Here is a 24,758-nt window from a genome sequence, read left to right on the forward strand (position 1 = left end):
GAAGCCTAAGCCGCTTACTTCTGACGCAGCAGGGCTTCGAGTTCCTTGCGGAACTCCCCTGAGAGCTCCTCACGCTCGAGGGCATAGGCCACGTTGGCCATGAGGAAGCCGATCTTCGAGCCCGTGTCGTAGGTCTTGCCCTGGTACTTCATGCCGAAGAAGGGCTGCTCCTTCATGAGGCGGATCATGGAATCGGTCAGCTGGATCTCGTTGCCGGCGCCGCGCTCCTGGGTCGAGAGCAGGTCGAAGACCTGGGGCTGCAGGATGTAGCGGCCGGAGATGATGTAATTCGACGGGGCCGTGCCCTTCGGGGGCTTTTCCACCATGCCGGTGATCTCGAAGGTCTGGCCGAATTCCTGGCCGACCGAGACGATGCCGTATTGGTGGGTCTGGTCCTCCGGCACTTCCTCCACGGCGATGATGTTGCCGCCGTGCTTCTCGTAAGCCCCGATCATCTGCTCCATGGAGCCGCGGCTGAGCATGTCTGGCAGGATCACCGCGAAGGGCTCGTCGCCCACCAGCTCCCGGGCGCACCACACCGCGTGACCCAGCCCTAAGGGCTCCTGCTGACGGGTGAAGCTCGTCTGACCGGCCTGCGGCTGGTCCTTGGCCAGAATCTCCAGTTCCTTGGTCTTGCCGCGGCCCTCGAGGGTGCGGTTGAGCTCGTAGGCGATGTCGAAGTGGTCCTCGATCACCGCCTTGTTGCGGCCGGTGACGAAGATGAAGTGCTCGATCCCGGCGGCGCGGGCCTCGTCGACCACGTGCTGCACCACCGGGCGGTCGACGACGCACAGCATCTCCTTGGGCACGGCTTTGGTGGCTGGCAGGAACCGGGTGCCGAGACCGGCGACGGGCAGGACTGCTTTGCGGATACGCTTCATTGAATGAGCCATGAGTGAGCAGAAAGGTGGAGGGATAATCTAAGACAGGACCCGGAAAAGGAAACCGACAAAGGCCAAGCTTCGGTGACCCATACCGCGGTAAGTCCCGGCTTGTTTCACCGGGGCGCTTCTTCATTGAAGCTCCGGACCTGAATTGAACCTGAAGCGTTGTGGTTAAGCCTCTGAACGGGGTGGATTTCGGGAGACGGACATGGCGGTACTGGTGACGGGGGGCGCGGGCTATATCGGCAGCCACATGGTGCTCGAACTCCTGGACGCCGGCGAGATGGTGGTGGTGCTCGACAACCTGTCGACGGGCTTCCGCTGGGCCGTGCCGCAGGAGGCCACATTCATCGCCGGCGACGTGAGCGACGCAGGCCTCGTGTCCGGCATCATCGACGAGCACGGCATCGACAGCATCCTGCATTTTGCCGCCAGGATCGTGGTGCCGGAATCCGTCACCGACTCGCTGGGCTACTACTTCGGCAATACGGTGAAGACCCGGGCGCTCATCGAAACGGCGGTCCGGAAGGGGATCAAGAACTTCGTCTTTTCCTCCACGGCTGCGGTCTACGGCAATGCCGAGGCGCCCCTCCTGACCGAGGACATGCCGCTGGTGCCGATCAACCCTTACGGCCGCAGCAAGCTCATGAGCGAATGGATGCTGCAGGATGCCCATACGGCCCATGGGCTGCGCTATGCCATCCTGCGCTATTTCAACGTTGCCGGCGCCGACCCCAAAGGCCGCTCCGGCCAGTCGACCCCTCAGGCGACGCACCTCATCAAGGTGGCGGCTCAAGCCGCGCTCGGCCAGCGGCCCCATCTCGACGTGTTCGGGACGGACTACAACACGCCGGACGGCACCTGCGTGCGCGACTACATCCAGGTCAACGATCTTGCCCGCGCGCATCTCGTCGCCCTCCAGCACCTGCGCAATGGCGGCGAGAGCACGGTCATGAATTGCGGCTACGGCCACGGGGCCTCGGTGCTGGAGGTCGTCGACGTGGTCAAAAGGGTCTCCGGCGTCGATTTCGAGGTCCGCCTGAGCCCGCGCCGGCCCGGCGACCCGGCTCAACTCGTGGCGAAGGTCGACCGGATCCGGGAGCTGGGCTGGACACCGCAGCACGACGATCTGGAGGCGATCGTCGCTCAGGCCCTGCGCTGGGAGCAGGCCCTGGCGGGTCGAAAAGCCGCATAGGCCCCTACCTATAAGGCTAGCTGTCAACCGGCTGTTAACTCTCGTAGTGTCGCAATGGCAGGACGATCCGTCCTGTTTCCGTGAGCGACTCCCATGCGCCAGCTTCTGGTGCGCCGCCTTTCCGGCGCCCTCCTTCTCGGTTTGAGCTTCACCGCCGGTGCGGCGGTCATGGCATTGCCCGTTCAGGCGCAGGAGGCCTCGCAAGCCGGGTTCCAGCGCTTCGTCCAGGGGCTCTGGCCGGAGGCCAAGGCGCGGGGCGTCTCCCAGGCCACCTTCAACGAGGCGTTCCGGGGCGTCGAGCCGGATGCCAAGATTATCGCGCTCACCAAGAAGCAATCTGAGTTCGTCCGCCCGATCTGGGACTACATCAACGGGTCCATCTCGGCCGAGCGTCTGAAGCGCGGCCGGGAGATGAATGCCGAGTGGTCGAAAACCCTGGCCGCCGTCGAGAAGACCTACGGCGTCCCACGCTCCGTGGTGCTCGGCGTCTGGGGCATGGAGACCAATTACGGCAGCTTCACCGGCTCGATCTATGCCATCCGAGCGCTGTCGACCCTGGCCTATACCGGCTATCGCCCCGACTTCTTCCGGGAGGAACTGCTGACAGCGCTCCAGATTCTGGAGCAGGAGCATGTGGACCGCTCCAAGATGCTGGGCTCCTGGGCCGGCGCCATGGGCCAGACCCAGTTCATGCCCTCGAGCTTCATGAAATACGCCGTCGACGGTAATCGGGACGGGGTGCGGGACATTTGGTCCTCGGTGCCGGACGCCATGGCGTCCACGGCCAATTACCTGCGCCAGCACGGCTGGGAGCCGGGGCTGCCCTGGGGCTTTGAGGTCCAGCTGCCGAAGGGATTCGACTTCCGCTACCTGAAGCTGAACTTTGCCCAGTGGCAGACGCTCGGCCTGCGCCGGTCCGACGGAAAGGCCATGCCTCGGGCAGGCGAAGCCACCCTGTTCCTGCCCGGCGGGGCGGGCGGGCCGGCTTTCCTGGTCACCAAGAACTACGATGTCATCAAGGCCTACAATTCGTCGGATGCCTATGCCATGGGCGTGGCCCATCTGGGGGATCGCCTCCTGGGCGGTCTGCCGATCCAGGGGGCCTGGCCCAAGGGCCCCATGATGGAAAAGGACCAGCGCCAGGAATTGCAGGAGCGCCTCGCCCGCCTGGGCTTCTATGAGGGTGAGACGGACGGCAAGTTCGGCTCGAAGACCCGGGAGGCCGTGCGGAACTTCCAGCTCCGGCGTGGTTTGATCCCGGACGGCTATGCGGATTATGCTGTCTTGCGCGAACTGCGCGCGACCCGCTGACGGAACCGTCCTACGGCTCTATGCCAGGCTGGTCCGGACGAGGATGGAACCGCCCATGAGGATAGTGCCGATCCTTCGATGCATGACCCTGGCCCTGCTCCTGGGAGCGGGCGGGATCGATGCCGCCCTGGCGCAGTCCGGCTATTACCAGCAGCCGGGCTATCGCGATCCGCGGGCTTATCCGCCCGGCTACTACCCCGGAAAGCTCGTGCAGCCGGCCCAGCCACAGCAGGGCTTCAGCTTAAGACGCTTCTTCGGCGCTCAGGAGGAGCCGCCGGCGCGTGCTCCCGTGTCCAGGCCCCGCAGGTCCACGCCCCCGCCGGCGGCCGTCGCGAAGCAGGAGAAGCCGAAGGTCGATCCGAGCACCCATGTGGTGGTGTTCGGCGACGCCCTGGCGAGATATGCCCGCCAGGGGCTCGACGCCCATTTCGACGACGACCAGGATGTCGCCGTCGTGTCCAAGGTCAGGAGCGACACGAACCTCGTTCGCAGCGACCCGGCCGACTGGCCCAACTTCATCAAGGCCACCCTCGACGGGGGGCAGAAAACCTCCGTGGCCGTCGTCATGCTGGGCACGAACGACCGGCAGTCGATCCGCGACGGCGACGAGAGCGTGGAGCCCCTGTCGGACCGCTGGAGGGAACTCTACCGTCAGCGGGTCGACGCGATCACGGGCGTTCTGAAGGAACGCAAGGTCCCCTTCGTCTGGATCGGCCTGCCGCCCATGAAGAACAGCAAGATTTCCGACGATCTCGTTGCCATGAACGAGATCTACAAGGAAAGCGTGCAGCGCAACGGCGGCGTCTATGTGGATATCTGGCCGGGCTTCGTGGACGAGGACAACCGCTACACTGCTGTCGGCCCGGACGTGGATGGTGATCCCACCAAGCTACGCACCAACGAAGGCGTGTTCTTCACCCGGGCCGGCGCGCGGAAAGTGGCCTTCTTCGCCGATACGGAAATCAAGCGGGTCCTCGGACTCGGAGGAGCGGTCACGGCAGCCGCTCCCACGCAAATCGCACCGGCCGATGGGTCTGCCGGACCCACGGTCGAGGTGGCCTTGCCATCCCCGCCGGATGCCGCCACTCCTGTGGCCCTGCCGCAGAAGCCGCTGGTTGGCCCGGTTCTGCCGCTGACCCGCCAGGAGGTGGCACCGGGCGGAGCGCTGGTCTCGGCCCCGCCGAAACTGACGGGTGACCATGCCTACTCGGTTCAGCGCGCCCTGCGGGTCGGAGCCGCCCCCAACTCACGCCCCGGTCGGGCGGACGATTTCCGCTGGCCGAATCCATAAGGCGCGTTCAGGAACATCAAAGTGGCGGCTCACCCACGTGAGCCGCCACTTCTCGTTTCGCGAACGAACGATCGCGGGCTTACACCGGGAGGGTGCTGGAGCCCATCAGGAAGGTGTCGATGGAGCGTGCCGCCTGACGGCCCTCCCGGATCGCCCACACGACAAGCGACTGTCCGCGGCGCATGTCGCCGGCGACGAAGATCTTCTCGTTGGATGTCCTGTAGCTCCGGTCGTCGGCCACCACGTTGCCGCGCCGGTCCATGGCGACGCCGGACTGCTCGAGCAGTCCCTCCTTCACCGATCCGGCAAAGCCGATGGCGATGAACACGAGGTCGGCCTTGAGGATGAACTCGCTGCCTGGGATCGGCTGGCGCTTTTCGTCGACGCGGGCGCATTGAACACCGATGACGCGGCCCTTCTTGCCTTCGATGCCCAGCGTTGCCGCCTGGAACTCGCGCTCCGCGCCTTCCGCCTGACTGGAGGAGGTGCGCATCTTCGTCGGCCAGTAGGGCCACACGGTGAGCTTGTCCTCGCGCTCCGGCGGCTTGGGCCGAATGTCGAGCTGCGTCACGGAGAGAGCGCCCTGGCGGAACGCGGTGCCGACGCAGTCGGACGCCGTGTCGCCGCCGCCGATCACCACCACGTGCTTGCCGCCCGCGAGGATCGGCTCGGCGGTCACATCCTCGCCGTTGACGCGTTGGTTGGACTGCGTGAGATACGGCATGGCGTAGTGCACGCCGGCGAGGTCCTGACCGGGCAGGTTCGGGTTGCGCGGATCCTCCGCGCCGCCGGCGAACAGAACCGCGTCGAACTCGTTGTGGAGCGAGGCGAAGCTGCGGTCGACGCCGATGTTGACGCCGCAATGGAAGGTAACGCCCTCGGCTTCCATCTGCTTCACGCGGCGGTCGATGTGGTACTTCTCCATCTTGAAGTCCGGGATGCCGTAGCGCAGCAGGCCGCCGGGCTTCGCCTGGCGCTCGAACACATGCACGTCATGGCCCGCGCGGGCGAGCTGCTGAGCTGCCGCCATGCCGGCAGGGCCGGAGCCGATCACGGCCACGCGCTTGCCGGTCTGGATCTCCGCCGGCTCCGGCTTCACGAAGCCCATCTCCCAGGCCTTGTCGGCGATGGCCTGCTCGATGGTCTTGATGGTGACCGGCTGGTTCTCGAGGTTAAGCGTGCAGGCTTCCTCGCACGGCGCCGGGCAGATGCGGCCCGTGAATTCGGGGAAGTTGTTGGTGGTGTGGAGGTTGCGCGCAGCCTCCTCCCAATCGTCCTGCCAGACGAGATCGTTCCAGTCCGGGATCTGGTTGTGCACCGGGCAGCCCGTCGGCCCGTGGCAGAAGGGGATGCCGCAATCCATGCAGCGCCCCGCCTGTTTCTTCAGATCGCTGTTGTCGAGCGGCAGCGTGAACTCGCGGAAGTGGCGCACGCGCTCGCCGGCGAGCTGATACTTCTGCTCCTGCCGGTCGTATTCGAGAAAGCCTGTGACCTTGCCCATGGGTTTGCCCCTTACAATCCTTATTCCGCCGCCTGCAGGTTCCGGAGACGATCCATCTCCTGGAGCGCGCGGCGATACTCGACCGGCATGACCTTCACGAACTTGGTGCGGTAGGTCGTCCAGTTGTCGAGGATCTCCTTGGCGCGCGTCGAACCCGTGTAGGTGTGGTGATTGGTGATCAGCTGCATCAGGCGCTCTTCATCGGGGCCGGACATGTTGGCCATGATGTCGATGCGGCCCTTGGTCTCCAGGTCGCCGCCGTGATGGTGGAGGCGGCGCATCAGGTCCTCCTCCTCCTCGACGGGTTCGAGATCGACCATGGACAGGTTGCAGCGCTTGGTGAACGTGCCGTCCTCGTCGAGCACATAGGCGATGCCGCCGGACATGCCCGCCGCGAAGTTGCGGCCGGTCTGGCCGAGCACCACCACGAGGCCGCCGGTCATGTATTCGCAGCCGTGATCGCCCGTGCCCTCGACCACCGCGATGGCGCCCGAGTTGCGCACGGCGAACCGCTCGCCCGCCACGCCGCGGAAATAGGCCTCACCGGCAATCGCGCCGTACATCACCGTGTTGCCGACCACGATGGAGTTCTCAGGCAGCGCCTTGGAGCGGGTCGAGGGGCTGATGATGATCTTGCCGCCCGACAGGCCCTTGCCGACATAGTCGTTGGCCTCGCCCTCGAGGTTCAGCGTCACGCCGGCGGCCAGCCACGCGCCGAAGCTCTGGCCTGCGGTGCCCTTGAGCTTCACGGTGATCGTGTCGTCGGGCAGGCCCTCATGGCCGTAGCGCTTGGCGACCTCGCCGGAGAGCATGGCGCCCACCGTCCGGTCGGAGCTTTTCACCGTCGACTCGATGGTCACAGCCTCGCCGCTCTCCAGAGCCGCACCGGCCTGCGCGATGAACGAGCGGTCGAGCACCTCCGTGATCGGGTGAACCTGACGCTCCTCATGGCGGATCGCGACATTCGCGGGCACTTCGGGCTTGTGGAAGAGCTTCGTGAAGTCGAGACCCTTCGCCTTCCAGTGGTCGATGGCTGCATTCTTGTCGAGCAGATCGGACTGGCCGATCAACTCGTCGATGGTGGTAAAGCCCATCTCGGCCATCAGCTCGCGCACTTCCTCGGCGACGAAGAAGAAGTAGTTGATGACATGCTCCGGCACGCCCTTGAAGCGCTTGCGCAGCACCGGGTCCTGCGTGGCGACGCCCACCGGGCAGGTGTTGAGATGGCACTTGCGCATCATGATGCAGCCGGCCGCAATCAGCGGCGCGGTCGAGAAGCCGTATTCATCGGCGCCGAGCAGCGCCGCAATCACCACGTCACGGCCCGTGCGCAGGCCGCCATCGGCCTGCAGCGCCACGCGGCCGCGCAGGCGGTTAAGCACCAGGGTCTGCTGGGTTTCGGCGAGGCCGATCTCCCAGGGCGAGCCCGCATGCTTGAGCGAGGTGAGGGGAGAGGCACCCGTGCCGCCCTCGAAGCCCGAGATCGTGATGTGATCGGCGCGCGCCTTCGCGACGCCTGCCGCCACGGTGCCGACGCCCACTTCCGCCACGAGCTTCACCGACACGTCGGCCGAGGGGTTCACGTTCTTCAGGTCGAAGATCAGCTGCGCCAGATCCTCGATGGAATAGATGTCGTGGTGCGGCGGCGGGGAGATGAGGCCGACGCCCGGCGTCGAGTGGCGCACGCGGGCGATCTTGGCATCGACCTTGTGGCCGGGCAGCTGTCCGCCCTCGCCGGGCTTCGCGCCCTGCGCGACCTTGATCTGCATCATGTCGGCATTGACGAGATATTCCGTCGTCACGCCGAAGCGGCCGGAGGCCACCTGCTTGATCGCCGAGCGCTTCGACAGGCCGTTCGGCAGCGGACGGAAGCGCTCCGGCTCCTCGCCGCCCTCGCCGGTGTTGGACTTGCCGCCGATGGCATTCATGGCGAGCGCCAGGGTCTCGTGCGCCTCCTTCGATATCGACCCGAAGGACATGGCGCCGGTGGAGAAGCGCTTCACGATCTCCTGCGCAGGCTCGACTTCGCTCAGCGGCACGGGCGCACGGCCTGCTTCCTCCGCCGACTTGATGCGGAAGAGGCCGCGGATGGTTTTCAGCTCGTTGTCCTGCTCGTTCACGAGGCGCGCGAACTCGCGGTAGCGCTCCTGCGCGTTGAGGCGCACGGCGTGCTGGAGCGTGGCGACCGTGTCCGGGTTCCACGCATGCACCTCGCCGCGCGTCCGGTAGGCGTATTCGCCACCGACATCGAGCGCATTGCGGTAGATCGGGGCGTCGCCGAAGGCGTCGCGGTGGCGGCGGACGTTCTCCTCCGCCACCTCGTCCATGCCGATGCCTTCGATGGTGGTGGCCGTGCCGAAGAAATCGCGCGCCACGAAGTCGGACTTGAGGCCGATTGCGTCGAAGATCTGCGCGCCGCAATAGGACTGATAGGTGGAGATGCCCATCTTGGACATCACCTTGAGCAGGCCCTTGCCGATGGACTTGATGTAGCGCTTGACCGCCTCATCCGCGTCCACCTCCTGCGGCAGTTCGCCGGCCTCGTGCATGGCCGCAATCGACTCGAAGGCGAGATAGGGATTGATGGCTTCGGCGCCATAGCCGGCAAGGCACGCGAAGTGATGGATCTCGCGCGGCTCGCCGCTTTCGACCACGAGACCGACCGAGGTGCGCAGGCCCTTGCGGATGAGATAATTGTGCACCGCCGCCGTGGCGAGCAGCGCCGGGATCGGGATGCGGTCGGGGCCGACCATGCGGTCGGACAGGATGATGATGTTGTAGCCGCCATGCACCGCCGCTTCCGCGCGGTCGCAGAGGCGGTCGACGGCTCCGTCGAGGGCCGCGGCACCGAGCTCCGCATCATAGGTGATGTCGAGGGTCTTGGTGTCGAAGCGGTCCTCGAAATGGCCGATGCAGCGGATCTTCTCCAGGTCCTCGTTGGTGAGGATCGGCTGGCGCACTTCTAGGCGCTTGCGGCGCGAGGTGCCCTCGAGGTCGAGGATGTTCGGACGCGGCCCGATGAACGACACGAGGCTCATGACGAGCTCCTCGCGGATCGGATCGATCGGCGGATTCGTCACCTGGGCGAAGTTCTGCTTGAAATAGGTATAGAGCAGCTTCGCCTTGTCGGAGAGCGCGGAAATCGGCGTGTCCGAACCCATGGAGCCTACCGCCTCCTGGCCGGTCACGGCCATGGGCTGCATGAGGAGCTTCAGGTCTTCCGCCGTGTAGCCGAAGGCCTGCTGGCGATCGAGGAGCGACACGTCGGTGCGCGACTCGCGCGCCTGCACGGGCTTGAGGTCCTCCAGCACGATCTGCGTGCGCTTCAGCCAGTCCTTATAGGGGTGCGCGTTCGAGAGCTGCTGCTTGATCTCGTCGTCGGAGACGATGCGGCCCTCCTCGAGGTCGATGAGGAGCATCTTGCCCGGCTGCAGGCGCCACTTCTCGACGATCTTCTCCTCCGGTATCGGCAGCACGCCCATCTCGGAGGCGAGCACCACGAGGCCGTCGTCGGTGACGAGGTAGCGGGCCGGGCGAAGGCCGTTGCGGTCGAGGGTCGCGCCGATCTGCTTGCCGTCGGTGAAGCACACGGCCGCCGGGCCGTCCCACGGCTCCATGAGGGCGGCGTGATACTCGTAGAAAGCGCGCCGGTCGTCGTTCATGAGCGGGTTACCGGCCCAGGCTTCTGGGATCAGCATCATCATGGCGTGTGACAGGGAATAGCCGCCACGCACCAGGAATTCGAGGGCGTTGTCGAAGCAGGCGGTGTCAGACTGACCCTCGTAGGAGATCGGCCACAGCTTCGAGATGTCGTTGCCGAAGAGCTCCGAATCGACCGAGGCTTGGCGCGCCGCCATCCAGTTCACGTTGCCGCGCAGCGTGTTGATCTCGCCGTTATGGGCGACCATGCGGTACGGGTGTGCGAGCTGCCAGGTCGGGAAGGTGTTGGTGGCGAAGCGCTGGTGTACGAGGGCGATGGCGCTCTCGAAGCGCGGGTCCTGCAGGTCGAGGTAGTAGTCGCGCAGCTGCGTGACGAGCACCATGCCCTTGTAGACGATGGTGCGCGAGGACAGACTGACCGGGTAATACCCCTTCGTGCGCTCGTCCTTCATGTCGTAGACGGCGTTGGAGATGACCTTGCGGGCGATGAACAGGCGGCGCTCGAAGGTCTCGGCATCGTCCATCCCCTTGCCCTTGCCGACGAAGATCTGGCGGTGCAGGGGCTCGGTGGCCTTCACGCTCTCGCCGAGGTCGCTGGAATCCACCGGCACGTCACGCCAGCCAAGAACCTGCAGGCCCTCGTCGGTGATCGCCTTGGTGACGATCTCCTCGACCAGCTTGAAGCCCTCCGGATCGCGCGGCATAAACAGGTGGCCGGCGCCGTACTGGCCTGCCTCCGGCAGCCAGATGCCGACCTTGGCGCATTCGGCCGCGAAGAACTTGTGCGGGATCTGAACCAGGATACCGCAGCCGTCGCCCATCTTCGGGTCGGCACCCACGGCGCCACGGTGGTCGAGGTTGTGCAGGATGGCGAGACCCTGCTCGACGATCTCGTGCGACTTGCGGTTCTTCATGTCGGCGATGAAGCCGACGCCGCAGGAATCCTGCTCGTTCGAGGGATGGTAGAGGCCTTGGGCCGCGGGCAGGCCCGGATCGCGCACGACTTTGACCGTGTCCGTCGTCGCCGTGCGGCTTGGCACTTGGGCTTCCAGGCTCTTGGTCGGCACGTCGCTCATGGCAGATCCTCACATCCGAACGCGGTCTTTAAGATTCTTTGAGGCGGCTTTTGGGCCTGCCGGATGATCGGATCGTCCGGATGCCCGCCGCTTCTTCAGGTTTCGAGGGTGGGTCCGGCAGGGGAGCCCGCTCCTCGCGGGCATCCTTTGGGCTTGAGTTCAGCCCAGAGTCGCCCGTCCCGCCCACGTTTTGCGGGCGGCTTTCGTGGTATCTCGTTTCGTTCGCGTGGTGCGAAGCATCAAGAAAACCCCAGGGCGTCAAAGAGAAGGGTGCGGGCACCCCAAAAGGGACAGCATGGCTGTCCTAATGAGGGCAAACTGCCAGAGTTTGTTGCAGGGCACAAGTGGGTTTAGAAAAATTTTAGACAAAAGTTACAAGTCGGCGACTCAGGGTGTAACAAAAACAGCTTTTGGCCTATCTCGGCGCAAGTCTCCTCCGATGGGTCAATGTTCTTGACTTGTTGCCAGGGACGATGAGGCGCCTGCACCCGTTCCGCCACGGGAGCATCCGGGCCATGCCTGAAAAGGCATTTCCCTCCCGGGCTCGATGTTCTAGGAGAGCATCCATGAACTTCGCCAGCGACAACATCGTGGGAGCCAGCGCTCCCGTCCTCCAGGCCATCGTGCAGGCCAATGCCGGCGCCATGGCGGCTTATGGCAACGACGAGATCTCCAGGCGCGTCAGGGCGCGCTTCAGCGAGATCTTCGAGCGTGAGGTGTCCGTCTTCTTCGCGACGACGGGGACGGCGGCCAATGCGCTCGCCCTCTCCTCGGCGGTGCCGCCTTATGGGCTCTGCGTCTGCCACCGGGAAGCGCACATCATCGACGACGAATGCGGCGCGCCGGAATTCTTCATGCATGGCGCCAAGCTCGCCGGTCTGCCGGGCGTGGGCGCCAAGCTGAGGGCCGAGGATGTCGCGGCCTATGTGAAGAGCTTGCCTAAGGCCGTGAAGCAGATGCCGCCGAAGGCGCTCTCGATCTCGCAGGTGAGCGAGGGCGGCCTCGTCTACAGCCTCGACGAGCTGGCGGCCCTGGGTCAGGTCTGCCGCGAGCATGGACTGTCCTTCCATATGGACGGCGCACGCTTCGCCAATGCCCTCGTGGCCCTCGGCTGCACCCCGGCCGAGATGACCTGGAAGCAGGGTGTCGACATCCTCTCCTTCGGCGCCACCAAGAACGGCGGCCTCATGGCCGAAGCCATTGTTGTCTTCAAGAAGGATTTGGCGGAGGCGCTGGACTACCGGTCCAAGCGCGCCGGGCAGATCATCTCCAAGGGCCGGCTCATCGCGGCCCAGTTCGAGGGCTATTTTGCGGAGGATCACTGGCTCGCCAATGCCCGCCACGCCAACCGCATGGCCAAGCTCTTGTCCGACGGGCTTCTTCAGGTGCCCGGGGTGCGCCTTGCCTGGCCGACCGAAGCCAACGAGGTGTTCCCGATCATCCCACAGGCCCTGGACCAGGCATTGAAGGCAGCCGGCATTCTCTACAGCCCCTGGACCGAGCTGAGCCTGCCCGAAGCCGAGCGGGTTGGAGAGAACGAGGCTCTGATCCGTCTCGTCGCCTCCTGGGCCACAAAAGAAGAGGATGTGCGCAAGCTTCTGGAGATTGCCTCTTCCGGGGTATCGCGCCAAGCCGCGGAGTGATTGCCCTAACCCTGCCGCATTCACGCGCGAATGGTCGTTGCAAGAGACCCTTGACCCATGGGGCAGCCCTCCAGCCCCAGCGGGATTTTACCAAGGACCAGGACTAGACATAAAAAAGCGCCCCGGCATGTACCGGGGCGCTCTTCGTTTGGGCTCAGGTCAGGACCTTAGGCAGCCTTTGCCTCGATCGTCTGACGGCCGTTCGTGGAAATCGGGATGAGCTTCGGCTTCTTCGCCTCAGGCGTCTCGCGCACGAGGTCGAGATGGAGCAGGCCGTTCTCGAGGGCTGCACCCACCACCTGAACGCCATCGGCCAGCTGGAAGCGCCGGTCGAAGCTGCGGGCAGCGATGCCCTGGTGCAGAACGTCGACTTTGCGCTCTTCCGAAGGCTTGCGCTCGCCGCGCACGGAGAGGGTGTTTTCCTTCACCTCGACCGTCAGGTCGCTATCGGTGAAGCCAGCCACGGCAATCGAGATGCGATAGGCATTCTCGCCGGTGCGCTCGATGTTGTAAGGCGGGTAGCTTGGGGCCGCATCGACCCCGACCATCTGGTCGAGCATCGAGAAGAGACGGTCGAAGCCGACCGTGTTGCGGTACAAGGGAGCAAGATCGAATTGTCGCATGGCATATCCTCCGCTTGAAGCGACATGCAGTCATTGAGGATCCACCGTCACAAGGCTGGATCCGGGTTGCGTGCCGCCGTCATGGCCGGCACGCTCTCGATGTGGGAGCGGATACGGTTGCTTTCAAGAGGGCCGTTCCTTAAGCCCGAGATGCCCTATAAAGAGGTCACGCTTTCGAGTTGGAACCCCGAGTTGGACCCCACTTTGGAATTCATCACCACCCCCGACAATCCCGTGCCCGGCGAGCCGACGCTGGTCAGCGTGACCGCCCGCGACGGCATCGCGCTGCGGGCCGCCACCTGGATGCCCGAGACCGAGGAGCCCCGGGGCACAATCTGCATCCTGCAGGGCAGGGCGGAGTTCATCGAGAAGTATTTCGAGGTGGTGGGCGAGTTGCTCGACCGCGGCTTTGCCGTCGTGGCCTTCGACTGGCGCGGCCAGGGGCTTTCGGGCCGGCAGGTGAGCAACCCGCGCAAGGGCCACGTCCGGCGCTTTTCCGACTTCCGCCACGACCTCGAAGCGATCCGCGACCAGATCCTCGTGCCGCACATGCCGGAGCCGCATTTCGGCCTCGCCCATTCCATGGGCGGAGCCATCGCCCTGAACGCGGCCTATGAGAGCTGGCTACCCTTCCGCCGCCTCGTCACCACCACGCCGATGATCGCGCTGTGCATCATCAAGCGCACCGGCATGTCGGCCTTCTTCGCCCGGCTCCTGCGGCTGCTCGGAATGGGCAAAATGTTCGTGCCGGGCGGCGGGGAGACCTCCATCTCCACCATGCCGTTCAAGGGCAACCGGCTTACCGGCGATCCCGTCCGCTATGCCCGCAATGCGGAGGCGGCCCACGCCCTCGGGGCGGGCGCCATCGGGGCGCCGACGGTCGCCTGGATCGACGGCGCCTTCCGCTTCATGAAGCGCTTCGCCGATCCGCGCTACGCCATCAGGATCCGCCTGCCCACGCTGATCGTGGCGGCGGGAGCCGATCCCGTCTGCGCGACGCCGGCCACCGAGCGTTTCGCCTCCCGGCTCAAGGCAGGCCGCGTCATCGTCATCCCGGGCGCCCGGCACGAGATCCTCATGGAGCGGGATGTGATCCGGGAGCAGTTCTGGGCCGCCTTCGACGCCTTCATCCCCGGCACGCCTGATCCGGTCTCGCCTGCGCAGCGGGACCTTGCGGAAGTCGGCCTAGCGGCTGAGCAGCTCGATGGCGGCGGCGTGGACCCGGCGGTCGCCGGCAGCGACGATGCGCCCGCCGTCGGCAGCGGAGCCGCCGTCCCAGGCGGTGACGATGCCGCCGGCACCCTGGACGATGGGGATCAGGGCCGCGATGTCGTAAGGCTTTAGCCCCGACTCGACCACGAGGTCGATGTGGCCTGCCGCCAGCATGCAATAGGCGTAGCAGTCGCAGCCGTAGCGGGCGAGGCGGGCGACGCTCTCCACCCGGTCATAGGCGCGCAGCTCGTCCCCGGCGAAGAGCCGCGGGCTCGTGGTGGAGATGACAGCATCCTTCAACGAGGCGCAGGGGCGGACCTTGAGATTGCGCTCGCCGCCCGGACCCCGGTAGGTCGCGCCGCCGGTGTCGCCGAAGAAGCGTTCGCCCGTGAAGGGCTGGTGCATCATGCCGAAGACCGGCTGCTTCCTGTAGGTCAGGCCGATGAGGGTGCCCCAGGTGGGGAGGCCCGCGATGAAGGCCCGGGTGCCGTCGATGGGGTCGAGAACCCAGACGTAATCGGCCTCCGGCTGCTCGGCGCCGAATTCCTCGCCGATGATTCCGTGGGTGGGAAAGCTGCGCTTGATGAGGTGGCGCATGGTCGCCTCGCCCGCCCGGTCGGCTTCCGTGACCGGATCGAAGGCGCCGCCGCGGGACTTGTCTTCCGTCGCGATGGCGGTGCGGAAGAAGGGAAGGATCGCCTGGCCTGACTGGGTTGCGAGCTCGTTGACGAAATGCGTGAAGTCGATGAGCCCCATGGCGTCCCAATCCCCTGAAAAAATCATGCGGGCGGCCTTGGCCCGCTTGCGGTGAGCTTTTATCAAGCGTCTGTCGCGCGGCAAGAGAGCGGCGGCGAATAAGGATCAAGATCGCATGGATTCCGCGCCCAAGCCTGGCTCGACCCGCTCCGAGACGGCCCTGTTCCTCATCGCGGCGCTGGTTTCGATCTATGCGGTCAGCCAGTTCCTGCGCAACTCCATCGGGGTGATCGCCAACGATCTGGCCCGGGAACTCGATCTTTCCGCCACCCAGACGGGGCTGCTCTCCAGCGCCTTCTTCTTCTCCTTCGCCGCCGTCCAGATCCCGGTCGGCATCCTGATGGACCGCTATGGCCCGAAGCGCATCATGCTGGCGACAGCCGTGCTGACGGTTCTCGGCACCGTGCTTTTCGCGCTCGCTCCTTCCGCCTCCCTCCTCATCGCCGCCCGGGCGCTGATGGGGCTCGGCTGCTCCACCTTCTTCATGGCCCCGCTCGTGATCTATGCACGGCGCTTCCCGCCGGAGCGCTTCGCCGCGCTCACCAGCCTCCAGATGGGGCTCGCCAATATCGGCACCCTGGCGGCGACCGCGCCCCTGGCCGCATCGGCCGCCGCTTTCGGTTGGCGAGCCTCGTTCCTGGCGGTTGCCGTGCTGACGATCGTGATCGCACTCGTCATCGTGGTCCTGGTGCCGCGGGATGCGGACATGGACAAGCCGAAGGAGACCTGGGGCGCCGCGCTCCGGGGCGTCGCCGCAGCCCTGAGGGTGCCCTCCTTCTGGCCGGTCTTCTTCATGCACCTGGCGACCTACGGCTGCTTCGTCTCGGTCATCGGCCTGTGGGGCGGACCCTGGCTCTCGGACGTGCATGGGGCCGACCTCACCACACGCGGGAACGTCCTGCTCCTCGGGGCCACGGCGCAGATCTGCGGCATGCTGCTATGGGGGGCGATGGACCGCTTCTGGGGCAGCTACAGGAAGCCGGTTCTCATCGGCGGCACGGCCACGGTCCTGCTTCTCGCGATCCTCGTGCTGGTGCCCCTGCCACAGCCCTGGGCCACGCTCTGGTTCGTGCCGTTCGGCCTCTTCATCGCCTACACGCCGATCCTGACCAGCCATGGAAAGTCGCTGTTCCCGTCTGCCCTGACCGGCCGGGGCATCACCCTGATGAATATCGGCACCATGGGCGGGGCATTCCTGTCCCAGAGCGTGACAGGCGTGCTGATCGATCTCGTAGGGCGCTCGGATCAGGGCCTTTACAGCCCAGAGGGCTACCGACTGGTCTTCGCTACCCTGGCGGCCGTGCTCCTGCTCAGCCTTGTCTTCTATGCCAGAGCCATCGATCCGCATCCGAGCAGATATGCAACATAGTCATAGCTAAAATCGAAATTCTTGTTGCATTTTGTGCGCTGCGGCGTAATTATTGCACTGCGATATGGCGATGGCGTCGCCGTATCGTATGCCCTTCTTGGGCGTTTCCTCCCTAAACTTCGGGCCGCTGGCAACAGTGGCCTTTTTCTTTGCCCGCTGTTGGTCCCAAGGCGTCGAGGTTACTCCGCCGCGATGGGCCGGGTCGTCAGTTCACCCTCGATATCCGCGATCACCTGGGCGAAGGCCTGGGTCAGGTCGTCGGCGAGCACCGGGAAGGCCGGCTTCCTCGCCATGCTGCGCTCGTCCATGTAGAGGGCGCGGTTGATCTCGATCTGCAGGGCGTGGCGCCCGAGGGCGGGCTCGCCGTAATGCTCGGTGATGAAGCCGCCCGCATAGGGCTTGTTGCGCACCACCGTGTAGCCGCGGCCCCGCAAGGCGGCCTCCGCCAAGTCGATCAGCAGGGTCGCGCAGCTCGTCCCGTAACGGTCTCCCAGGACGATGTCGGCCTTCACCCCATCCTCGCGGCTGACGCTGGAGGAGGGCATGGAATGGCAGTCGATCAGGACGGCATGGCCGAAAAGCTGGGACGTGCGGCGCACCAGCTGCCGCAGGGTGCGGTGGTAGGGCTTGTAGAGCCACTCGATCCGGTGAAGGGCCTCGTCCACGGGCAGGCGCGTGCGGTAGATCTCCTGGCCGTCGGCCACGATGCGCGGGATGGTCCCCAGGCCCCCGGCCACCCGCATGGAGCGGGTATTGGCGAAGGAGGGCAGACGCCCATCGAACATGCGGGAATCGAGTTCGTAGGGCTCCCGGTTCAGGTCGAGGAAGGCCCGGGGAAAATGCGCCGTCATCAGGGGCGCACCGAGCCTCATGACGGAGGCGAACAGCTCGTCGACGAAAGCGTCCTCGGAGCGCCTCAGCGCAATGGCGTCGAGCCGGGACGCCGCCAGGAAGGCGGCCGGGTAGACGGCGCCTGCATGCGGCACGTTGAAGACGAAGGGAATCGTCTGCATGGCAGGTTCGGTGACGGTGAAGGGAGGATCGAACTCATCGACAATGGCTGGCCGCATCAGGAAATGAACTTGACTATGGTGGAGGAAAAGCCGGTCATCGGGTTAGTGTAAGGCAGCGCCGTCGCCTGTCCATGACAATATCGTATCGGGAATGCGGCCTTCTTTCACGGCTTGTTTACTCCCGGTCCGGCATGAAGGTCTGAACCCATTCGCCATGATTCGGGGCTGGCAACCGATGAAGATCCTTCTCGCCGAAGACGACAACGACATGCGCCGCTTCCTCGTGAAGGCGCTGGAGAACGCAGGCTACGACGTCGCCTCGTTCGACAACGGCCTTTCCGCCTATAACCGGCTGCGTGAGGAACCGTTCGAGCTCCTCCTGACGGACATCGTCATGCCGGAGATGGACGGCATCGAGCTGGCCCGCAAGGCCACCGAGCTCGATCCGGAGATCAAGGTGATGTTCATCACCGGCTTCGCCGCGGTCGCGCTCAACCCGGATTCCCAGGCCCCTCGCGATGCGAAGGTGCTGTCGAAGCCGTTCCACCTGCGCGATCTGGTGAGCGAAGTCGATAAAATGATGGCGGCCTAAAAAAGGCCCGGCCGAAGGCTTGCGCCCGCGCCTGCTTGTGGGTATATCGCCCCCACAGCCGAGACGGGACGTAAAACATCACCGTTTCCCGGGCGCGTAGCTCAGCGGGAGAGCACTACGTTGACATCGTAGGGGTCGCTGGTTCGATCCCAGCCGCGCCCACCATTTTTCTTTTTTCCGGCCTTCCCGAGGGGCCGCAGGAGACCGGATATGAAGATCCGTAACTCGTTGAAGTCGATCCGCGGCCGTCACCGCGACAACCAGCTGGTTCGTCGCAAGGGCCGGGTCTACATCATCAACAAGACCCAGAAGCGCTACAAGGCCCGCCAGGGCTGAGTTAGCGGGTGCGGCGATGCCGCACACGAGAATCTGAATTGACCGCGCATGCCGGGACCCTAAAATTCCCGGCATGCGCTTTTTCGCGTCTGCCCTGATCCTATCGCTGAGCCTCCTGTCCCACCCCCTCGGTGCGCAGGAGCCTGCGCGTCCGCAGAGTGGCCCGAAGGATCAGACCCAGCCGGCCCGGCCCAAACCGCCCCGCCCCTCCAGCCTCGACGAATTGTTCGAGCGCCTCGGCAAGGCCCAGAGCGAGCGGGAGGCGGAGGGCATCGCATCCCTGATCGAGCGGCGCTTCTCCCGTTCCGGCTCCGACACCGCCGATCTCCTCCTGAGCCGGGCCGCTCAGGCCTTCGGGAAAAAGGACTTCCCTCTCGCCATCGAGCTGATCGACCGGGTCCTGACGCTCCAGCCCAACTGGGCGGAGGCCTGGTACAAGCGCGCGACCGTGTTCTACCAGCTCGACGACCCGGTGGGCGCCATGGCCGATCTCCATCGCGCCCTCACGATCGAGCCCCGCCACTTCAATGCCTGGACGGGCCTCGGCCACATCCTGATGGCCTCCGACGACAAGGCGCGGGCGCTTCTCGCCTACCGGAAGGTGCTTGAGATCAATCCGCAGATGGATGACGTCAAAACCATCGTGACGAAGCTGACCCCCGAGGTTGACGGGCAGGATCTCTGATCCCAGGTTGCGGGGATGACCCTGCTCCTTTCCCTCGTCGGCGTGCCGATTCTCGTCCTGCTCTCGGGGGCCCTGTTCACCTACCTCTACGCCTGGAGCATTGAGAGGCGCTTCCCGCCGACGGGCCGCTTCGTCGAGGTCGAGGGCTGCCGGCTCCACTATCGGGAGGAGGGGCCCGCGAGCGCCGCGCCTCGCGGCACCATCGTGCTCCTGCACGGCGCCTCCTCGAACCTCGTCGAGTCGATGCTCGGAATGGGGGCGGCGCTCTCGCAACGCTACCGGGTGATCGCCGTCGACCGTCCGGGCCACGGCTGGACCAGCCGCCGACAGGGCCTGGGCGAGGCCGAGCCCGCGCGCCAGGCGGCGCTGATCGCCGGGGCCCTGCGCCAGCTCGACGTCCGCAATGCCGTCATCGTGGGGCATTCCTGGTCCGGAACCATCATGCCGCATTTCGCCCTCGACCACGCCGATGTGACGGGCGCGATCGTCGTGCTCTCCGGCATCACGTCGCCCTGGCCCGGGGGCTATATCGGCTGGTACCGGCGCATCATCGATTCATGGTTCGGCTGGCTGATGTTCCGCACCCTCGCGGTGCCGGTCCTGCTCGTGCTGCGGCCCTGGATGAAGCGCAAGACCTTCCGGCCCCAGCCGCCTCCGCCGGGCATCGTGACGAAGGGTTTCATCCCGCTCGCCTTTCGCCCAAGAGCCTACGAGGCCAACATGCAGGACTTCGCGGTCATGTACCACGCGGTGCAGCGCCAGTGCGTGCGCTACCGCGACATCTGCGTCCCGGCGTTGGTGATCGCCGGCGACAGCGACGAGATCGTCTGGACCGACCTGCACAGCCGCGCCTTCGTGCGTGAGGTGCCGGGCGCGCAGCTGATCATGATGCCCGGCATCGGCCACATGCCGCAATATGCCGACAAGGAGACGGTGCTCGCCGCCATCGAGGCCCTGGCCGAACGCGTTGCGCCGGCCAGGGCAGAGATGGATCAAGCCTGAGCGGCGTGCCCCTGACTGACGAAGGCGATGCGCACCATGTTGGTGGCGCCCGGGGTGCCGAAGGGCATGCCGGCCACGATGATCACCCGGTCGCCGACTGTCGAGAAGCCTTCGCGCACGGCGAACTTGCAGGCGCGGAACGCCATGTCGTCGATGTCGTTCGCGTCTTTCGTGCGGATCGGGTGAACGCCCCACACGAGGGCGAGACGACGGGCGGTGTCGATGCTGGGCGTCAGCGCAATCACCGTCGAGTTCGGCCGCTCGCGGGCGATGCGGAATGCGGTAGAGCCCGAGAAGGTCCAGGCCGCCACGGTCTTCAGGTTGAGCGTATCGGCGATCTGGTGCGAGGCCGCCGCGATGGCGTCCGATCCCGTGGCTTCCGGCTCGGCATTGAGGGTGCGCACGATCGACCAGTAGTTCTGGTCCTGCTCCACTTCCTCCGCGATGCGGCTCATGGTCGACACCGCATCGATCGGGTACTCGCCCGAGGCGCTTTCCGCCGAGAGCATCACCGCGTCGGCCCCGTCATAGACGGCGGTGGCCACATCGGAGACCTCGGCGCGGGTCGGCACCGGGGAGGTGATCATGGATTCCAGCATCTGGGTCGCCACCACCACGGGCTTGCCGTAGCGGCGCGCCGTGCGAACGATGCGCTTCTGGATGCCCGGCACCTTTTCCAGCGGCATCTCGACGCCGAGATCGCCGCGGGCGACCATCACGGCGTCGGAGATCTCCATGATCTCGTCGAGGCGGGTGATGGCCTGGGGCTTCTCGAGCTTGGCCATGACGAGGGCGCGGCCGCGCGCCACCTTCTTCACCTCCGCCACGTCCTCGGGGCGCTGCACGAAGGACAGGGCGATCCAGTCCACACCCGCATCGAGGGCCGCTTCGAGGTCCGAGCGGTCCTTCTCGGTCATCGCGGCGACCGGGATCGTTGTGTCGGGCAGGCTGACGCCCTTGCGGTTGGAGATCTTGCCGGCAACCTCCACCGACGTGGTGGCGGCACCCTGCTTCACGCTCTTCACCCGCAGCCGCAGCTTGCCGTCGTCGATGAGAACCGTGTGGCCGGGCTCCAGCGAGGAGAGGATTTCCGGATGCGGCATGTGCACGCGGCTGGCCGTTCCGGGAGTCGTATCCGCATCGAGCGTGAAGGACTGGCCCGGCACCAGCATGGCCCCGTCGCCTTCGAAGGCGCCGACGCGCAGCTTGGGGCCCTGCAGGTCCGCCAGGATGGCGATGGGGCGCCCGAACTTGGCCTCGACGGCGCGGATCATCGCGACCCGCTCCTTCAGCTTCTCGCGGGGCAGGTGGCTCATGTTGAGGCGGAACACGTCGGCGCCGGCCTCGAACAGCTTGGCGATCATCTCCGGATTCTCGGAGGCCGGCCCCAAGGTTGCTAGGATCTTCGTGCGTCGTGAGCGTCTCATTATGGCTGCCCCCCTGGGCGGTTCGTTTCGGTGAGCTGAATGGTCCAGCTCTTCTGTTCTCCGGTGTCGACTTCGAAGAAGCCGCTGCGATCGAAGCCTCTGGCGAGGCAATCCTCCGTGCCGCGAATCGTGAACTCGCGCTCCCGCGTGCACATGAAGGAGCGCCCGCTCCATTCGCCGCCGCGGTCGTAGTCGATGGCGTAGACGTAATAGAAGCGACCGGCGAGCTGGCCCTTCAGCAGGGTCTCGCAGCCACGGGCGGTGAGGTTCCACCATCCTTCCGTGACCCAGCCCTGAGCGTCCCGGTAGCCGAGCGCAATGCCGACCCGGCTCGAGGTCATGTTGCACAGGCGCAGATCGGCCTTCGCGGGGGAGGCCGCCAGAAAGCAACCGCTCAAAGCGAATGTTGCGAGTGCGAGGCTTCGCCGCCAGCGAGGGGACGATGTGAAAAAAGCGGCCTTCATGGATACGGTATGATCGAATCGAAAGGAATGAAATCGCACGATGATGTGAGAACTTTGGCGAATCGTTGTCGGCCAGAAGTGTCCCAGGAGCAAGACCTTCGAGCAGCGGCGTTTTCGAATTTGCCGCCCGCATGGCCTGCGTGACACAGCGCGACGATTCTCAGGCCGCCGTTCCTCTCCGTTCGAAGGGGGCGTCAGCCTGTGCTGCCGGCTTCGGGCGTGCGACCCAGATGCCGAAGAGGATCAGTGCGCCGCCCAAGGCCTGGATCAGCGTCAGTTCCTCGCCGAGCACCGCCCAGCCGAATAAAGCCGCCGCGATGGCCTCCAGGAAGATCACCAGGGACGAGAAGGTTGCCGGCAGACGCCCTAGCGCAACGGCGAGGAGGCCCTGGCCGCCCGCATGGCTGACATAGGACATGGCCAGCAGCGCCGCGATGCCTTGCCCGGTCTGCGGGATCACCCGCGTGTCGAAGAGAACCGCGATGACGAGCAGGATGGCCGAGGTGATGAGCCCTGCCTCGAACGTGACCCGCGCGGCGCCCGCCGTCTTGCGCGCGCGGCTGGCCGCCAGGAAATACATGCCGAAGAAGAAGGCCGTGGCGATCCCGTAGAGGTCGCCTTCGATCCGGGTGGGGTCCGCCTGGAGGCTCTGGCCGATCAGGGCGGCTCCGCCCAAGAGGCACAGGGCCAGGCCCAGGAAGGTGCTCCGCGCCACCCGCTGCCGGAGCACGAGCCACACGGTCAGCACCACGAAGAGCGGCGCCATGGTGGCAAAGAAGGTGGCGTTCGCCACGGTGGTCTTCAGAATCGCCAGGTGCCAGAAGAAGAGATCGCCCGCAAAGACGATGCCGCCCAGGATGCTGGCCCTGGAAAAACGGATTCTCGGCGCGTCGGCCGGTGCGTGCCTCTCCTCGATTCGCATCCAGGCATAGAGCAGGGGCAGGCAGAGCGACACGCGCCAGAAGGCGCTGGCGAAGGGGCCCACATCGGCCGGAACCCCGCCCATGTCGGCGGAGGCGAAGCGCACGAAGATCGGCGAGATGCCCATGGCCACGGCGCCCAGGCAGAGGGCGGCAAAAGCGGAGGCGAAGCCCGGCTCGAGGCGGGCCGCGGTGGATGTCGGGGACATGTGGAACGTGAAAGTGTGTTGCGCGGATGGTCGCGTTGTCAGGGTTGGAGGGGCAGGGTAAGGCTTTTCGTCCGCCGTTCAATCCATCGTTTTTGAAATCCATCGCCCGCCATGCCTGCCTCCTCTGCCGCACTCAGGCTCGATGAGCCTTCTTCAGAGCCCCATCCCGTCGAGACCATTGCAGGCTCGGTCGAATCGGGCATCCTGATCCTGTGCGACCACGCCTCCAATGCGGTGCCGGCCGACTTGGGCGATCTCGGCCTGCCGGAAGCCGAGTTCCAGCGCCACATCGCCTATGACATCGGCGCCGCGGCCGTGACCCGCTCTTTGGCCCAACGCCTGAACGCGCCGGCGATTCTCACCCAGTTCTCCCGGCTGATCATCGATCCGAACCGGGGGCGTGACGACCCGACCTTGGTCATGCGGCTGTCCGACGGCGCGGTGGTGCCGGGCAATGCCCGTGTGGACGAGGCGGAGGTGCAGCGGCGCATCGCCCGGTTCTACGACCCCTACGACCACGCCATCGCGGATGCGATCCACCGGGCCATGGCGGCCGGCCATCCGCCGGTCATCGTGACGGTCCACAGCTTCACGCCGGTCTGGCGCGGCTGGCCGCGGCCCTGGCATGTGGGCATCCTCTGGGATGCGGATGACCGCTTCGCCAGGCCGCTCCTGGACGGGCTGCAGGCCGAGGCCGGACTCGTCGTCGGCGACAACGAGCCCTATGATGGGGCGCTGGCCGGCGACACGATCGACCGTCACGCCACGATCCGGGGGCTTGCCAATGCGCTCATCGAGATCCGGCAGGACCTGATCGCCTCCGACGAAGGAGCCGAGGCATGGGCCGAGCGCTTCGCCCGGCTTATCGGGCCTCTGGCGAGCCGGCCGGAACTCCGGGAGCCCCGGATCTTCGGCACCCGCACCCGGGACCGCCTGCGCCAGCACGGAGGATCGAGCCTATGAAGCACATCGACGAGAAAACCCGCACGGAGCTGGAGGCCGCGGCCTTCCGCAGGCTGGTCGAGCATCTGCGCGAGCGCACCGACGTTCAGAACATCGACCTGATGAATCTGGCGGGCTTCTGCCGCAACTGCCTGTCCAATTGGCTGAAGGACGCTGCCGACGAGCGGGGCGTGGCCCTCTCCAAGGAGGAGAGCCGGACCCATGTCTACGGGATGCCTTACGAGGAGTGGAAGCAGCGCCACCAGGGTGCTGCCAGCCCGTCGCAGATCGCGGATTTTGAGAAATCGAAGCCGGGGCATTAAAACGGCTTCAACCAAATGACCATAACACTGGCACCAACGCCATCAATCAGGGGCTTCATTCATGGATGACGCAGCTTTCAACACCGAATCCGTCGCCGCCGACCAGCTGAAGGCCTTCATCGAGCGCATCGAGCGCCTCGAGGAGGAAAAGGCCGGCATCGCGGGAGACATCAAGGACGTCTACGCCGAGGCCAAGGGCAACGGCTTCGACACCAAGGTCCTGCGCAAGATCATCTCCCTGCGCAAGCGCGACTACGCCGAGCGCCAGGAAGAGGAGGCGATCCTCGAGCTCTACATGCAGGCGCTCGGGATGGTCTAAGGCTC

21 protein-coding genes, 1 tRNA gene and 1 pseudogene are annotated in these 24,758 nt (G+C 65.7%); 14 read left to right on the forward strand and 9 right to left on the reverse strand.

Annotation, left to right across the window (positions count from 1 at the left end):
- Positions 1-14: 14 nt before the first annotated feature.
- The gene (locus tag JAO75_RS13795; RefSeq protein WP_199049724.1) at positions 15-881 is read right to left on the reverse strand and encodes a UTP--glucose-1-phosphate uridylyltransferase; all 867 of its coding nucleotides are present in this window, start codon (positions 879-881) and stop codon (positions 15-17) included.
- 211 nt (positions 882-1,092) lie between these two features.
- Between JAO75_RS13795 and galE the strand changes: the two genes are divergently transcribed.
- The 3 genes from galE (at position 1,093) to JAO75_RS13810 (ending at position 4,681) form a co-directional block, all read left to right on the forward strand.
- Positions 1,093-2,079: a UDP-glucose 4-epimerase GalE gene (gene galE, locus JAO75_RS13800; RefSeq protein WP_199049725.1), complete on the forward strand. Its 987-nt coding sequence runs from the start codon at positions 1,093-1,095 to the stop codon at positions 2,077-2,079.
- A gap of 93 nt (positions 2,080-2,172) precedes the next feature.
- Positions 2,173-3,390, forward strand: coding sequence for a lytic murein transglycosylase (locus tag JAO75_RS13805; protein WP_199049726.1), 1,218 nt, complete (start codon positions 2,173-2,175; stop codon positions 3,388-3,390).
- A gap of 82 nt (positions 3,391-3,472) precedes the next feature.
- Complete coding sequence (locus JAO75_RS13810) at positions 3,473-4,681, forward strand: SGNH/GDSL hydrolase family protein (protein WP_199049727.1); 1,209 nt, start codon at positions 3,473-3,475, stop codon at positions 4,679-4,681.
- 79 nt (positions 4,682-4,760) lie between these two features.
- Here JAO75_RS13810 and JAO75_RS13815 read toward each other — a convergent pair whose 3' ends face one another.
- Both JAO75_RS13815 and gltB read right to left on the reverse strand, forming a co-directional pair.
- Positions 4,761-6,182, reverse strand: coding sequence for a glutamate synthase subunit beta (locus JAO75_RS13815; RefSeq protein ID WP_199049728.1), 1,422 nt, complete (start codon positions 6,180-6,182; stop codon positions 4,761-4,763).
- Between the two features lie 20 nt (positions 6,183-6,202).
- On the reverse strand, positions 6,203-10,918 hold the full coding sequence (gltB, locus tag JAO75_RS13820) for a glutamate synthase large subunit (protein WP_246742500.1): 4,716 nt from the start codon (positions 10,916-10,918) through the stop codon (positions 6,203-6,205).
- Positions 10,919-11,484: 566 nt separating this feature from the next.
- Here gltB and JAO75_RS13825 point away from each other — a divergent pair.
- The gene (locus tag JAO75_RS13825; protein WP_199049729.1) at positions 11,485-12,561 is read left to right on the forward strand and encodes a threonine aldolase family protein; all 1,077 of its coding nucleotides are present in this window, start codon (positions 11,485-11,487) and stop codon (positions 12,559-12,561) included.
- 167 nt (positions 12,562-12,728) lie between these two features.
- Here the strand turns inward: JAO75_RS13825 and JAO75_RS13830 are convergent, their stop codons facing one another.
- The gene (locus tag JAO75_RS13830) at positions 12,729-13,184 is read right to left on the reverse strand and encodes an Hsp20 family protein (RefSeq protein ID WP_199049730.1); all 456 of its coding nucleotides are present in this window, start codon (positions 13,182-13,184) and stop codon (positions 12,729-12,731) included.
- 192 nt (positions 13,185-13,376) lie between these two features.
- Between JAO75_RS13830 and JAO75_RS13835 the strand changes: the two are divergent.
- A pseudogene (locus tag JAO75_RS13835) lies at positions 13,377-14,321 on the forward strand (alpha/beta fold hydrolase); the annotation flags it as partial.
- A 48-nt stretch (positions 14,322-14,369) separates the two neighbouring features.
- Here JAO75_RS13835 and hisN read toward each other — a convergent pair.
- A complete protein-coding gene (gene hisN, locus JAO75_RS24865) occupies positions 14,370-15,152 on the reverse strand; it encodes a histidinol-phosphatase (RefSeq protein ID WP_246742502.1) in 783 nt (260 codons plus the stop codon).
- A 115-nt stretch (positions 15,153-15,267) separates the two neighbouring features.
- Between hisN and JAO75_RS13840 the strand changes: the two genes are divergently transcribed.
- Positions 15,268-16,521 (forward strand): MFS transporter, encoded by a 1,254-nt coding sequence (locus tag JAO75_RS13840; RefSeq protein WP_199049731.1) that lies wholly within the window; start codon positions 15,268-15,270, stop codon positions 16,519-16,521.
- 179 nt (positions 16,522-16,700) lie between these two features.
- On the opposite strand, the gene JAO75_RS13845 is transcribed toward JAO75_RS13840, so the two are convergent.
- A complete protein-coding gene (locus JAO75_RS13845) occupies positions 16,701-17,591 on the reverse strand; it encodes an N-formylglutamate amidohydrolase (RefSeq protein ID WP_199049732.1) in 891 nt (296 codons plus the stop codon).
- A gap of 178 nt (positions 17,592-17,769) precedes the next feature.
- Here JAO75_RS13845 and cpdR point away from each other — a divergent pair, with 178 nt between their 5' ends.
- The 5 genes from cpdR (at position 17,770) to JAO75_RS13870 (ending at position 20,149) form a co-directional block, all read left to right on the forward strand.
- Positions 17,770-18,126, forward strand: coding sequence for a cell cycle two-component system response regulator CpdR (gene cpdR / locus JAO75_RS13850; protein WP_036361886.1), 357 nt, complete (start codon positions 17,770-17,772; stop codon positions 18,124-18,126).
- 90 nt (positions 18,127-18,216) lie between these two features.
- Positions 18,217-18,291: transfer RNA gene (locus JAO75_RS13855), tRNA-Val, on the forward strand.
- A gap of 45 nt (positions 18,292-18,336) precedes the next feature.
- Complete coding sequence (ykgO, locus tag JAO75_RS13860; protein WP_009763379.1) at positions 18,337-18,462, forward strand: type B 50S ribosomal protein L36; 126 nt, start codon at positions 18,337-18,339, stop codon at positions 18,460-18,462.
- A 73-nt stretch (positions 18,463-18,535) separates the two neighbouring features.
- The gene (locus tag JAO75_RS13865; protein ID WP_199049733.1) at positions 18,536-19,147 is read left to right on the forward strand and encodes a tetratricopeptide repeat protein; all 612 of its coding nucleotides are present in this window, start codon (positions 18,536-18,538) and stop codon (positions 19,145-19,147) included.
- Positions 19,148-19,162: 15 nt separating this feature from the next.
- Positions 19,163-20,149, forward strand: a complete 987-nt coding sequence (locus JAO75_RS13870; RefSeq protein ID WP_199049734.1) for an alpha/beta fold hydrolase — start codon at positions 19,163-19,165, stop codon at positions 20,147-20,149.
- Here JAO75_RS13870 and pyk read toward each other — a convergent pair.
- The 3 genes from pyk to JAO75_RS13885 all read right to left on the reverse strand — a co-directional run bounded on the left by pyk (position 20,140) and on the right by JAO75_RS13885 (position 23,169).
- Positions 20,140-21,576 (reverse strand): pyruvate kinase, encoded by a 1,437-nt coding sequence (gene pyk / locus JAO75_RS13875; RefSeq protein WP_199049735.1) that lies wholly within the window; start codon positions 21,574-21,576, stop codon positions 20,140-20,142. The genes JAO75_RS13870 and pyk overlap by 10 nt on opposite strands.
- Positions 21,576-22,040: a DUF1036 domain-containing protein gene (locus tag JAO75_RS13880; RefSeq protein ID WP_199049736.1), complete on the reverse strand. Its 465-nt coding sequence runs from the start codon at positions 22,038-22,040 to the stop codon at positions 21,576-21,578. The genes pyk and JAO75_RS13880 overlap by 1 nt, the downstream gene beginning before the upstream one ends.
- Before the next feature lie 160 nt (positions 22,041-22,200).
- Positions 22,201-23,169 carry a DMT family transporter gene (locus JAO75_RS13885; RefSeq protein ID WP_199049737.1) on the reverse strand — a complete coding sequence of 323 codons (969 nt, stop codon included), beginning with the start codon at positions 23,167-23,169 and terminating at the stop codon, positions 22,201-22,203.
- 111 nt (positions 23,170-23,280) lie between these two features.
- On the opposite strand from JAO75_RS13885, the gene JAO75_RS13890 reads away from it, so the two are divergent.
- The 3 genes from JAO75_RS13890 (at position 23,281) to JAO75_RS13900 (ending at position 24,753) form a co-directional block, all read left to right on the forward strand.
- Entirely contained in the window at positions 23,281-24,132 is an 852-nt protein-coding gene (locus tag JAO75_RS13890) for an N-formylglutamate amidohydrolase (protein ID WP_199049738.1), read from the forward strand.
- On the forward strand, positions 24,129-24,434 hold the full coding sequence (locus JAO75_RS13895) for a DUF1244 domain-containing protein (RefSeq protein WP_199049739.1): 306 nt from the start codon (positions 24,129-24,131) through the stop codon (positions 24,432-24,434). Before JAO75_RS13890 ends, JAO75_RS13895 begins: the two co-directional genes overlap by 4 nt.
- Positions 24,435-24,495: 61 nt before the next feature.
- A complete protein-coding gene (locus JAO75_RS13900; protein ID WP_036361868.1) occupies positions 24,496-24,753 on the forward strand; it encodes a DUF2312 domain-containing protein in 258 nt (85 codons plus the stop codon).
- The last annotated feature ends 5 nt before the right edge of the window (positions 24,754-24,758 follow it).

The organism is Microvirga splendida (assembly GCF_016427565.1).
Lineage (GTDB): Bacteria > Pseudomonadota > Alphaproteobacteria > Rhizobiales > Beijerinckiaceae > Microvirga > Microvirga splendida.